This is a genomic window from Actinoplanes sp. NPDC049668 (genome assembly GCF_044465445.1).
In the GTDB taxonomy this organism is placed as follows: domain Bacteria; phylum Actinomycetota; class Actinomycetes; order Mycobacteriales; family Micromonosporaceae; genus Actinoplanes.
Genome location: NZ_JBITLR010000005.1, coordinates 231,964 through 245,167 on the forward strand (window position 1 = coordinate 231,964; position 13,204 = coordinate 245,167).

Consider the following 13,204-nt stretch of genomic DNA (forward strand, 5'->3'; position numbering starts at 1 on the left):
ATCACACCGTCGGGCCGGTGCTGCCGCTGCTCGCGCAGCCGCGTTGGCCGCCCTACTGGTCGCGTCCCTCCTCGATGTTCCGGCCGGACACGCGGCGCCACCGGCGACCGCTGCCGACGGGGTCACCGCCGACCAGGTGGCCTCGTTACCGCGTGAGGCGAGCGCCGCCGTCGGTACCGTCGCCGGGTCGCATTCGGTGACGGACGACGGCCGGGCGGTCTTCGACATCGCCGTCGACGCGCCGCCCGGGGTGGCGGGGCTGCGCCCGGGCATCGGCCTGCACTCCGAGCCGGGAGCCGGCGACGGCCTGCTCGGCATCGGGTGGAGCCTCACCGGCCTCTCCGAGGTGCGGCGCTGCCCGCAGGGCCACGCCCTGGCCGGCGGATTTCCGCAGCCGGTCGGCGACGAGTTCGGGCGGCCGGACGGCTTGTGCCTGTCGGGGCGGCCACTGGTCCGTACGCAGGGCGACGAGTTCCGTACCGAGGTCGACAGCTTCCACCGCGTGGTGGCGCACGGGACGGCCGGCGCCGCGGGCCCGCAGGGTTTCGAGGTGTGGGGCAAGGACGGCCGCATCATGCGGTACGGGTTCACTGACAACGCGCTGCTGACGGCGGGCGGCCGACGGCACCGCTGGCTGCTACAGGAGATCCGCGACCAGAGCGGCAACCACATCGACGTCGAGTACCGCCAGGAGTGCCCCGAGCCGGGAAAGCCGTGCGACGACCCGGTGCCCTACCAGCTGAGTTACGGCGGCCACCGGGGGCCGTCGGGCGAGACCCGGCATGACCGGTGGGTCCGCTTCGGCTTCGAGCCGCGCCCGGACACGCTGACCAGCTTCTCGACGCCGGGGCAGCTGAGCCGGCGTACGCAGCGGATGACGTCGATCGACACGGCGGTCGACGGCAGACCGACCCGCCGCCTGCGGATCGACTACGCCAAGGGCGCCGGTACGAGCCGGATCGACAAGGTGCGTGAGTGCACCGAGGACGCCGCCGCCGAGGTGTGCAAGCCCGGCACGTCGTTCCGGTACCGCGACGCCGGGGTCTTCGCCGGCGAGGCCGTAAAGGGTCCGGCGGTGCCGTGGTGGTTCAACTGGGACAATCCCCGCTACGACAATCCGATCGTGCTCGACGCCAACGGCGACGGGCGTGACGATGTGCTCAACCCCGTCAACGAGCGCGACTACACGTTCTGCCCGGCGACTCTCGACACGAAATGCTGGGCGAACCCGCGCTGGACGCTGGCACTGGCGACCGGCCGCCGCGACGCACCCTTCACCGTCTCGACCGTCGCCGTGGCGAACGCCCACCCCACGGACGGGCGGCCCCCCAAACTCACCTGCCTGTCACAGGCCGCCGTGTTCGACTACGACGGCGACGGTCGTGACGATCTGCTGAACACCTGCGGCGGAGGCACCGACTACATCCAGGTGTTCGTCGCGACGGACAAGGGTTTCCAAGGCGTCGAGGTCGACGCGGCCGGTACCACCAAGTACCCGCTCTGGGTCTGGCCCGCCGACCTCAACGGCGACAGCCTCACCGACCTCGTCGTCTGCGGCGGGGACAAGACAAGGACCCCGTTCATCCGGTTCGGGCGCGGCCCGGGCAAGGGGTTCGAGCCGGCGCGTACCCTTCCGATCCTCTTCCCCCTCGGCGAGAACGGCTATCCCCCGAGCTGGGCCGCGTGTGACCGGCAGCCCGCTTTCGTGGACGTCGACGGTGACGGGGTCACCAACCTGCTGGTGTCGATCCGCAAGGGCGACCGGAAGGCCGCCGACTTCCAGGAGTCGTGGAAGTCGTTGACGATCGGCCCGAACGCCGCGGTGTGGAAGGACACCGGCCTGGTGTTCGACGGGCCGCAGGAGCACACCGGCAACGGAGATCTCCCGGTCGCCGTCAACCACGACGTTCCCCTGGCCGGGCAGCATCAGCTGCGGTTCCTGGACGCCAACGGGGACAGGTTGCAGGACGCTCTGCGGTTCGACGACGGATTGGTCACGCTGCGGCTCAACACCGGGCGTGGTTTCGGGCCGGCCACCAGGGTCCTCGGGAAGCGGCCGGACTGGGCCTGGCACGAGCTGAGCGCCTATTCGTTCCGCCGGGCCGTCACGCGCGACCTCGACCGTGACGGCCGCGACGACCTGCTGCTGCCGTACGGCCGGGCCGACCAGCCGAACCGGCTGCGCTGGGTGCTGTATTCCGCGCGGGGGGCGGGATTCGAACCGGCCGAGGCCGCGCAGTGGAGCCTGGCCTACCGCGTGTCGCCGCTGACCGCCGACGTCGACGGCGACGACAGCCCGGACCTGATCACCGCCGTCGACGAGCCGGGGCTGCGCGACGGTCCCGGCGAAGGGCTGCGCATGGTGGTCCGCTACGGCGACAACGCCCGCGGCAACCTGCTCACCTCCGTGCTCGACGGTGTCGGCCGCAGCGTGATCTTCGACTACTCCGCCGCGGTGGACGGCGAACGGGTCTACCGGCGCACCGCCGACTGCAAGACCCGGCAGAGCTGGTGCCGCGCCCGGGTCGGCCCGCTGGTCGGCGCCGTCACCGTGCAGGTCGCCGAGCGCGACGGCCCGGTGGGCGTGGACGACACCGTCTGGCGCCGGGTCCGCCGCACCACGTTCCGCTATGAGGACGCCCGGGTCGGCTGGTACGGCCGCGGATCCCTCGGCGTGGGCCGCCGGGTCGAGCAGAGCTTCGGCGCCACCGACGTCGAGCGCGGCGACACGATCACCCGCCGGTACGGCAACGACGTCTTCCACGACACCGAGCCGAACACCACCATCCGGCAGTGGTACCCGTTCCACGAACAGGTCCTGGAGCAGACCACGGAGTCGGCGCCGGTGCGGCAGGGCCTGACCGATCCGCGGTCCGAACGCCAGACGGTCACCGACGTCAGCCGTCCCGAGGTGAGGATCTCGGCGGCCGGCCGGCCGTTCGTGACGGTTCCGTCGACCGAACAGACGACCACCATGGCTCCCGTGGACGGCGGGTCGAGCCGCCGGGTCAGCGGCGTCAGCACCACCGTGGCGGTCAACGCCGACGGCAACCCCACCAGCACCGTCGTCAAACACCAGAACGGCCGGGGCGAGCCGGTCGAGCAGATCGAGACCACCGTCGAGTACGACGCGAGCGCCGCGCTGCGCGCGCGGTGGCTGCTGGACCGGCCGCGCCTGCACACGGTGCGGCACCGGCGCGCGGGTGCCGCCTCGCAGCGGGTCACCCTCAGCACCTGGGACGACCGCGGGCTGAGCGACGTGACGACCAGGGAACCCGACGATCCGGCACGCCGGCTGGTCACCGACACCGACCACGACGAGTTCGGCAACGTGACACTGACCGCCGTCGGCGAACGCGGCGCGCCGGCCGAGAAGCAGCGCCGCGACGAGACCCGCTACGACGACCGCGGCCTGCTGCCGATCCGTACCGTCAACGCCGCGGGCCACGTCAGCACCGTGCGCGGCGACCCGGTGACCGGACAGCCGCTGGTGGCGGTGGACCCCAACGGCGTGGTGCGGCGGTACGCCTACGACGGGTTCGGCCGGGTGGTCCGCGACCGGGGGCCGCTCGGTGACACCGTCACCCGCTACACGCGCGTCGACAACGACGACCAGGGCGACCCGCGGGCCCGGACCCGCACCACCGTCGTCGCGCCGGGCGGCGCGACCACCACCTCCGACGCCGACTCGCTCGGGCGCGCCGTGGTCGTCGGCCGCGACGGCTATGCCGGCGCCAGGATGCTCACCGAGACCAGCTACGACTGGGCCGACCGTCCGCTCGAGGTGTCCCTGCCGCACGGGCCGGCCGACAAGCCGGAGGGCAGCAGCTGGCAGGTCTACGACGCGTTGGGCCGGGTCACGGCGCACTCGCGTTCGGACTCCACCGTGACCAAGTTCCGCTACGCGTCGCCCGACGAGTTGCCGTCCGCGCCGAAATGGCGGCCGAATGTCCGGACCGCCGCCGCGACCGCCGTCGCGGTCATCGATCCGCTCAGCCGCCGGCAGGTGGAGGTGCGTGACGACACCGGCGCCCCGGTGGCCCGCGTCGACGGGGACGCGGTGACCCAGCTCGAGTACGGCGGCTTCGGCGCCCTCGAATCGATCATCGACCCGGGTGGCGCGGTCACCCGCTTCTCGCCCGATCAGTACGGCCGCGTCGACACTGTCGAGTCGCCGGCCACCGGCAGGCACAGCTACACCTACACCACCTTCGACGAGGTGCTGACGCACACCGACCCGGAACAGCGCAGCACCACCTACGGCTACGACAAGCTCGGCCGCACGGTGTCGAGGCTCGACGCCCGCGGCGCCGCGAGCTGGCACTACGACGGGCCCGGACCCAACGCGATCGGCAAGCTCACCGAGGCGGCCGGGCCGCAGGGCGAGCTCACCCGCTACTTCTACGAGCCCGTCACGGCGCCGCGGCCCTGCGGCCCGGCCGACCCGGCGATCTGCACCGCGGCGAACCGGGGCCTGCCCGACGCCGAGGAACGCGTCATCGGCGGCAACACCTACCGCACCGAATTCGATCAGGATGACGCGGGACGGCTGTCCCGGGTGCGCTATCCGGCGTCGGCGGGCCGCGGCTTCGAGGTGGAGTACGGCTACGACACCGCCGGCAACCCGACCGAGGTACGCGACCACGCGACGAAGCAGCCCTACTGGACCTACGTGGGAACCGACCGCGGCGACCGGATCACCGACGAGCGGTTCGGCAACGGGGTCCGCGTCAGATCCGACTTCGAGCCGGTCAGCGGTCACCGCGAAGGCATCGAGGTCAAGCGCGACAAGACCCGGCTGCAGGGTCTCACGTACCGCTATGACGACGCCGGCAACCTCCTGGGCGTCGACGACCGGGTCCGCGGCGAACGCAGCCGTTCCTACGTGCCGGACGGGCTGAACCGGGCCTGGCAGGCCAAGGCCGACGACAAGGTCGTCGAGGAGTTCGGCTTCGGCGACGACGGCAGCATCACCGCGCAGCGCGGCATCGGGGATTACCGGTACGCGCGGCCGCACGTGGTGCGCACGGCCGGCGCCAACAGCTACGAGCACGACGCCGCGGGCAACCAGACCCTGCGCACGGGGCCGGACGTGGCCGGCGGGGTACAGCGGATCGCGTACACGCCGGCCAACCTGCCGTCGCGGATCGAGACCGGCGCGGACCGGGCGGTCACCGAGTTCGACTACGACGCCGACGAGCGGCGGGTGGTCCGCCGCACGCCCGAGGCGGTCACCGAATATCTGCCCGGTTACGAGCGCCGCCGGGACCGGGCGTCCGGAAGCGTCGAGCACCGCTACAGCGTCAGCGTCGGCGGCCGCGTCGTGGCTCAGGTGGTGCGGGCCGAGCCGGCGACCGGCCCGGCCGCGGCCGAGCGCGTGTACTACGGGCACGCGGACAACAGCGGTTCCCTGCTGGACGGCAGCGACGCGGCGGGTGGGTCCGCGTACCGGCAGAACTTCGGCATGTTCGGCGCCCCGGTGGAGCTGGCCGCGGCGGAGGCGACCGGCGAGCGCGGTTACGGTGGCCGGCGCCAGGACGCCGGCACCGGCCTGATCGACCTCGGTGGCCGCTTCTACGATCCGAAGCTCGGCCGGTTCATCTCCGCCGATCCCGCGCTGACCGCGCTGGTCGGGGTCGGGTCGCCGCAGGGCGGCCTGGTCGACCGCATCCGGGCCGGCTCGCAGTCGGCCATGAAGCCGGGGCTTCCCGCGGCTGACCTGCTGGAACCGTACTCCTACGCCGGCAACAACCCGCTGACCTGGTCGGATCCCACCGGCTTCGCACCGGACGACGGCGACGGCGGCCCTGCCGTGCTGTACGAGGAGTGGGCCCGGGACTTCTGGCAGGGGCTGCAGGACACGATCAGTGGTTTCGGGTGGGGCCTCGCGGAGGGCGTGCTGCCCAGCGGGGCGATCAACCACCTGGTGCTCGACCTCGCCTGGGGCCTCGGCAAGCCGACGCAGAACTTCCAGTTCGGTCGCGGCGTCGGCCAGATGCTCAGCGGCGGATTGATGGCGGCCGGGGGCCCACCGACCGCCGCGGGCGGGCTGGTCCTGACCGGCGGCGGCGTCGTGCCGGCCGTCGGCCTGGTCGCCGCGGGCGAGTACATGACGGTCGTCGGCGTGACGAACGTCGGCATGGGCTTCAACCTCATGCTCCAGTCCACGCTGAACGCGGGCAAACGGGACACCGGCGGGGGCCCAGCCGGATCGGACGGCTCGGGTGAGAAGTCCAGCGGCACCCCGAATACCGGAAACGGCAGCCTCGAGGCCGGCGAGCTGGGCAACCTCAGGCCGATCCATGGCACCAATCCGGGCCAGGCCGCCGAGCTCCGCAAGCTCAGCGACGACGAACTCCTGAGGTCTTTCAACAATCCGGCTGATGGCGGCGCCGTATTGGTGACCAAGGATGGCACCATTATGAATGGTCACCACAGAATCGAAGAGCTTCAGCGGCGCATGAATGACCCCGACAGTGCCATTACTCCGTGGACGCGTGTTCGCATCGATCAGTATCAGCGCGAGCTGCCGAGCGACGGGTTCTGGTACTGAGAATGGATCCGGACGTGAATTCATCGGAAATTCGTCAAGAGTCGAAGATGGCGGCAGACGACCCGTCTTTCAGCGTCCGGGTGGCCGGCGTGGCCGAGCTGGTCAGGATGCATTTCGAGGCCAAGGTGGACGGATCGTCGGCGACCTGGAGCTCCGAAGTGGCTCTGGCCTCGCAGGTGGCCGCGGACACCAAGGCGATCTTGATTCCCACGATCAGGAACGGCGGTCCGGTCACTCTTCCTGAGACGTGGCGATGTCATGTCTGGTTCGTTGATCGGGACTTGGAGCCGACGGTCTCGATGCTGGATGTCCGGCGAGACACGTTTCTCGCACTTCGAGAACTGACCGACCGGGCACAGCTCAACAAGGTGGTTCGACTGCTTGTCGACGGCTATCGGTTGAGTGCCTTGAGCTGAGTGCCTCGCGGTCAGGGCTGGGCGTCGCGTGACCAGTAGGGCATTCGCCAGATGCTGCGCACCGTTCGCATCGGCAGACTTCCTTCTCCAGGCAGATGGAGGAAGCAATGACCGGAAAGCTCAAGGCCCGCTGGCGGGGCACACCACGAGGGCGTTCGGCCGGAGTGGCCCTGGCCGTGATCGCGGCGTTGACGGCGGTGCCGGCGGCAGCCACGGCGGCGCCGGGCGGCGCCGGCGTCCGTGCCGACTTCAACGGCGACGGCTACACCGACCTGGCCGTCGGCGTGCCGTACGAGCGCATCGGCACGTTCCTGCCCGCGGCCGGCGCGGTGAACGTCGTCTACGGCAGCGCGGCGGGACTGAGCGGCGGCGGCAGTCAGCTCCTGGACCAGGATGTCCTGGCCGGCTCGGCGGGGGCCGGCGACAGCTTCGGCAGCGCGGTGGCCGCCGGTGACTTCAACGGCGACGGCCGCGCCGACCTGGCCATCGGGGTGCCCGGCGAGACGGTCAACGGCAGGTCCGACGCGGGCGCTATCAATGTCGTCTACGGCAGCGCCGCCGGCCTGAGCCTCACCGGCGACCAGATCTGGGACCAGAGCTCGCTGGCCGACGTGGAGGAGGTCGACGACGAGTTCGGCAGCACGCTCGCCGCCGGGGACTTCAACGGCGACGGCCGCGTCGACCTGGCCGTCGGCGTGCCCGGCGAGCGGGTCGGCGAGACGTACGGCGCGGGTGCGGTCAACGTCGTCTACGGCAGCGTGAACGGACTGAGCGCCACCGGAAACCAGATCTGGAACCAGGACGCGCTGACCGGCGTGGTGGAGAGCTATGACCACTTCGGTTCCGCCTTGGCCGCCGGCGACCTCGACGGCGACGGCCGCGCCGACCTGGCCGTCGGGGTGCCCTTCGACGACATCGGCACCACCCGCGACGCGGGGACACTCAACGTGATCTACGGCGGCTCGGCCGGGCTCACCGCCGGCGGCAACCAGCTCTGGGATCAGCGTCAAGTGATCGGCGCGACCGAGGAGGGCGACCGGTTCGGTGCCGCGGTGACCGCCGGTGACTTCAACCGCGACGGGCGCGCCGACGTGGCCGTCGGCGTGCCCGGCGAGGCCGTCGGCAGCGCGAACGAGGCGGGCGCGGTCAACGTGATCTACGGCAGCGGCAGCGGACTGGGTACCGCCGGCAACCAGCTCTGGGACCAGAGTTCGCTGGTCGGCGCGGTGGAGGGCACGGACCGTTTCGGTGCGGCGGTGACCGCCGGTGACTTCAACGGCGACGGGCGCGCCGACCTGGCCGTCGGGGCGCCGGGCGAGGACGTCGGTGGCACCTTCCAGGCGGGCGCGGTCAACGTGATCTACGGCAGCGGCAGCGGGCTGGGTGCGGCCGGCAACCGGCTCTGGGACCAGAGTTCGCTGGCCGGGGCAGTGGAGGAGGGCGACGTTCTCGGCCTCGCGGTGGCCGCCGGTGACTTCAACGGCGACGGCCGCGCCGACCTGGCCGCCGGGGCACCGGGCGAAGACATCGGCGACACCCTCCAGGCGGGCGCGGTCAACGTGATCTACGGCAGCGCCGCGGGGTTGAGCGCGGGCGGCAACCAGCTCTGGGATCAGCCCGCACTGGGCGGCGAGGCCGAACAGGTCGAGAAGTTCGGAAGCACGTTGGCGGCTGGCTGACGGAACAACCGTCCTGGCAGGACACGGGCGGGGCCGGCGCGATACGCGGCGGCCCCGCTCGCGGGGTACCACGCGGAGGCCGGCCGACGGCTAGATTGGCCGGCATGCCACCGCCGCTGGGCCCCGCCGCGTGGCGGCGGCTGTTCGCCTCCGACGGGGACCTGCTGCGGCGCGCGGCCGCCCAGCTGGACGAGGCGACGCGGCTGTCCTTTGCCGGCCGGCCCCGGGAGGCGCTGGCCGCCGGGGAGCAGGCCCTCGCCATGTTCCGTGAGCTCATGACGACCGACCGGGAGCGGACCCTGCCGTTCCTCGTGACGGCGCTGCGCAACCGGTCGATCATCCTGCGCCAGCTGGGGCGGTTGCGGGAGGCGGTGCCGGCCGGCCAGGAGGCACTGGAGCTGTCCCGCGACGCCCCCACCCTGAGTAACCAGGCGGAGCTGCTGCTCAAGGTCGGGGCGAGCCGCGAGGCGCTCGAGCTCACCACCGAGGCGCTGGGCCTGGTCGGGCCGGAGCCCACCGTCGTGCGCGGCCGGGTGCTCACCCACCACATGCTCGCCCAGGGCGAATGCGGGCAGCTCGACGATGCCCTGGTGACCAGCGCGGAGGACGTCGCCGTGTGGCGCAAGGTCGCCGCCGCGGAGCCGTTCGAGCACTCCCGGGACCTGGCGCGGGCGCTCGGCAACCGGGCCAACCGGCTGCGCGACGCGGCGCGCTACGACGAGGCCGTCGTCGTGGCCGCGGAGAGTGTCGAGCTGCGACGCCGGCTGGTGACCGGGCCCGGCGTCGCGATGCCGGTGGACCTGCCCCTCGCCCTGACCGGCTACGCGGTGATGCTGGCCAAGGTCGGCCGCCACGACGAGGCCGTCACCGTGGCCGGGGAGGCCGTCACCCTGCACCGGGAGCTGGTCGTCGGCAACTACGCCGGCGAGGCCTCCCGGCTGGCGAGCGCGCTGAACATCTACGGCAACCGGCTCGAGCAGGTCGGGCGCCGCGCCGAGGCCCGGGCGGCGCTGGCCGAGTCCGTGCGGCTCTACCGGGATCTGGCAGCGGACAACCGGGCGGGCGAGCTGCCCTGGCTCGCGCAGGCGGTGAGCAACTACGCCCTCGTGCTCGACGATCCCGGTGAGCGGCTGGCCGCCAGCGAGGAGGCCGTCGAGCTGCGCCGCGAACTGGCCGCCGCGGACCGGCCCGCGCACCTGAGCGCGCTCGCCCACTCATTGCAGAACCTGGCCGGACGGCTCTTCGAGGCCGACCGTGCCGAGCAGGGCATCGCGGCGGGGCTGGAGGTGGTCGCGCTGCGCCGCGAGTTCGCCGAGCGCCAGCCCGCCGCCGGGCTCGGCGACCTCGGCGAAAGCCTGCTCCTGATGGCGGCATGGCTGACCGACGCCGGGCGGCTCGACGAAGGGCTGGCCCTGGGGGAGGAGGCCGTGACCGTCGCGCGCGAGGCGTTCGCTCTCGACGGCCGGGCGCACCGCGGCCTGCTGGCGGAGGCGTTGATGGACCTCTCCGACCGGCTCGAGCTGGTGCCGGGGCGCAACAAGAACCGCTGGCGCCGCATCCACGCCCTGGCCGCCCAGTCGGTGGCGCTGACGGAGGACCCGCCGGTGTAGCGCCCGGCCGTTGCCGGATTCATCGTCGGTTCACTATTAGACGATATTTAATGAAAACGATTACCGTTCCGTACTGGTCGGAACGCGAGGGGCGGGAATTCGACACCTGCGGGCGACTTCGTACGCGGCGGCCGACTCCTAAAGCAAATGGAAACCGTTGCTATTAGCGGCGGAGCGTGAGCGCACGCGACGGGGATCGCAAGCCGTCGCATGGTATCCATGGAAGGGGTCTGAAGCATGTCGAGCACTCGAGGAGAGGGCCGGGTCGCTACCGTGGAACCGGTCGTCACCGTAGCCACGCCGGCGGATCTGGCGAAAGCCGAGCGGGTCATGCGGGAAGTGCTGCACCGCGACCTCGGCGGCTATCGCCCGCAGTGGCACCACGACCTCGACGACCTCGAAGCGGCCTACCTCACCCGCCCGGGGTGTGCCCTGTTCATCGCCTGGGACGCCGCCGAGGTTCTCGGCACCGCCGCGGTCAAGCCGTGCGCCTTGGCGAGTCCACCGAGCCCGCAGTGGCTCGCCCGCGAGTACAACCAGCCGGACGTCTGCCAGCTCGTCCGGGTCTGGGTCGCCCCCGGCGCGCGCCGTCGCGGCGTCGGCCGGGCCCTCGCCGAGCGGGCGGTCGCCTGGAGCGTCGGTCCCGGCGGATATCGCCGGGTCTATCTGCACACCGACGCCGGTGTGCCCGGGGCGGAGGCGTTCTGGCGCTCGCTGCCGGCCCGCGAGGTCCACGACGGCCGGCCCGATCCGTTCAACACGGTGCACTTCGAGATCGACGTTCCCGCGCTGCCCCGGGCGTCCGGATGCTGAACGTGACCGTCACGCCCGACCGGGATTCGTTGTGTCACCACATCCTCGGCCTGTACGAGCGGCTGCGCGCCCAGGTCGACCTCGCCCCCTCACCGGTGGTCGACGCGCTGTTCGGCGATCTGGTGAGCGCGTGCGCTCACGCCGAATCGATGGAGGCCGCGGCCGTCCTGGCGGATCCGCGGATCCACCGGGTACGCGCGGAACTGGTGCGGTTGTGCGCCGAGGGGGAGTCCCTGCTCGAAAACGTATGGGCCCGCAAAGCTCTGGCCGCCGCCGACCCCGGCGCCGAGACGGCCGCGTTCCCGTACTTCGGCAATTACGAGCAGCTCGCCCGGCTCGAGTTGCACGCCCTGGCGGCGGCCGGTCACCGCCCCGAGACCACCCGACGGGTGTGCTTCATCGGCGGAGGCCCGTTGCCACTGACCGCACTGCTGCTCAGCCGCATCCTGGCGGCCGAGGTCACCGTCGTGGACCGGGACGCCGACGCCGTCGATCTCTCCCGCCGGCTGCTCGACCGGCTCGCTCCCGCGCGGCGGATCAGCGTGATCACGGCGGACGCGGAGTCCGCGGCGGACATGGCCCGCGCGGTGGCCGGTCACGACGTCGTCGTGGTGGCCGCGCTGGTCGGATCGACCAGGATGCAGAAGCGGGCGGTGTTGCGGGCGGTCGGCGCGGCGGTCGAGCCCGGCGCGTATGTCGTCATCCGCACCGCTGACGGACTGCGCTCCCTGCTCTACCCGGTGGTCGACGTCCGCGACGTCTACGACGCCGGGCTGGCACCCGAGGTTGTCGTACACCCCTTCGGGGAGGTCATCAACTCGGTGCTGGTCGCTCGGCGTCGTTGCCGACGACCGACCGTCCGCGCAGGACGACGTCGCGGACCCGGGTAAGGGCGGAGACGTCGCGCTCCAGCTCACCGTCCACGACGACCAGGTCGGCCACCATCCCCGGGCGAAGCCGTCCCGTCGTACCGGCCATTCCGCACGCCTGCGCGGCGCCGGAGGTCGCGGCCGTGACCGCGGCGTCGACCGGCAGCCCCGACCGCACCAGCTCGCCAACCGCATAGGCCAGCACGCCATGCGGCTTGGCGGGATGGATCCCCGCGTCCGAGCCCGCGGTCAACGGCACCCCGGCGGCATACAACCTACCGACCTGGGCGAATCGGGCATCCAACGTCATCCCGGTCCGCCGCATGACCTCGATCGCCTGCGGGGACGGCGGCAGCGTCGGCAACCGGCCGAACGTCGGGCAGACCCAGATCCGCCCCGCCGCCAAGCCGTCGACCACACCGTCCGGGGTGTGGATGCCGGTGGCGGTCAGGCACGTGCAGTGCTCGATGGCATCGACGCCGGCGGCCACACACGTCTGGGCCGCGGACACCGTGTGGGCGTGCGCCGTCACCGGAAGCCCCCGACGGTGCGCCTCGTCGACCACGACCCGGACCTCGGCCACGTCGAACTGGTCCAGCAGCAGATCCGAGCCGGCGGTCATCGCCCCGCCGCTCACGACGATCTTGACGATCCGCGCACCGCGTTCATGCCGCTCGGCGACGGCGGCCCGCAGCGCGCCCGCGCCGCTCACCGCGCCACCGAGCGCGGCGCAGTGCCCGCCGACCGAGGTGATCGGCGGGCCCGACCCGACGACCGCCGGCTCGTCGTCGCGCACCCCGCGGTCCACGACCGCGAACCGGTTGTCGCCCAGATCCCGCACCGCGGTGACGCCGGCGCGTACCTGCTGCAGCAGGGACCGGCGGACCACCTGCTCGCGCTGGTCGGCGGAGCGTCCGGCATCCAAGGGGAGCGCGTCCGGCTCGCCGCCGGCCACCAGATGGACGTGGGTGTCGATCAGGCCGGGCAGCACGGTCGAGGCGGGGCGATCCACTACCGGCAGGCCGGCCGGCAACGGCACGTGACCTGGCAGAACCGCCGTGATGCGATCGCCCTCCACATGGACCTGGACCCCACCGGGAACGAAACGCTGCCCGTCGAACGCGTGAGCGGCCCGTACCACAAAGGACGTCGCCATCCTCGAATCGTATCGGCCTGGGCGAGCGCGGACACCGCACCGATCGGCCGCCGGAGAGGCATGAACAGCGGAAGCGCCACCAACGCGATGAGGCTAATGGCGGTACCC

At 72.2% G+C, this 13,204-nt stretch carries 7 protein-coding genes; 6 read left to right on the plus strand and 1 reads right to left on the minus strand.

Going from position 1 to position 13,204, the window contains the following annotated elements:
- Nucleotides 1–196 precede the first annotated feature (196 nt).
- The 6 genes from ACIBSW_RS22265 (at nt 197) to ACIBSW_RS22290 (ending at nt 11,961) form a co-directional block, all read left to right on the plus strand.
- Nucleotides 197–6,553 carry an RHS repeat-associated core domain-containing protein gene (locus tag ACIBSW_RS22265; RefSeq protein WP_354720935.1) on the plus strand — a complete coding sequence of 2,119 codons (6,357 nt, stop codon included), beginning with the start codon at nt 197–199 and terminating at the stop codon, nt 6,551–6,553.
- A gap of 2 nt (nt 6,554–6,555) precedes the next feature.
- Nucleotides 6,556–6,969, plus strand: a complete 414-nt coding sequence (locus ACIBSW_RS22270) for a hypothetical protein (RefSeq protein ID WP_354720936.1) — start codon at nt 6,556–6,558, stop codon at nt 6,967–6,969.
- A gap of 107 nt (nt 6,970–7,076) precedes the next feature.
- A complete protein-coding gene (locus ACIBSW_RS22275; RefSeq protein ID WP_354720938.1) occupies nt 7,077–8,648 on the plus strand; it encodes a hypothetical protein in 1,572 nt (523 codons plus the stop codon).
- Between the two features lie 104 nt (nt 8,649–8,752).
- Complete coding sequence (locus tag ACIBSW_RS22280; protein WP_354720940.1) at nt 8,753–10,258, plus strand: tetratricopeptide repeat protein; 1,506 nt, start codon at nt 8,753–8,755, stop codon at nt 10,256–10,258.
- Between the two features lie 237 nt (nt 10,259–10,495).
- Nucleotides 10,496–11,071, plus strand: a complete 576-nt coding sequence (locus ACIBSW_RS22285) for a GNAT family N-acetyltransferase (protein WP_354720941.1) — start codon at nt 10,496–10,498, stop codon at nt 11,069–11,071.
- A 2-nt stretch (nt 11,072–11,073) separates the two neighbouring features.
- On the plus strand, nt 11,074–11,961 hold the full coding sequence (locus tag ACIBSW_RS22290; protein WP_404799423.1) for a nicotianamine synthase family protein: 888 nt from the start codon (nt 11,074–11,076) through the stop codon (nt 11,959–11,961).
- Here the strand turns inward: ACIBSW_RS22290 and ACIBSW_RS22295 are convergent.
- On the minus strand, nt 11,885–13,096 hold the full coding sequence (locus ACIBSW_RS22295) for an amidohydrolase family protein (protein ID WP_354720945.1): 1,212 nt from the start codon (nt 13,094–13,096) through the stop codon (nt 11,885–11,887). The two genes, ACIBSW_RS22290 and ACIBSW_RS22295, sit on opposite strands and share 77 nt — an antisense overlap.
- Nucleotides 13,097–13,204: the final 108 nt, after the last annotated feature.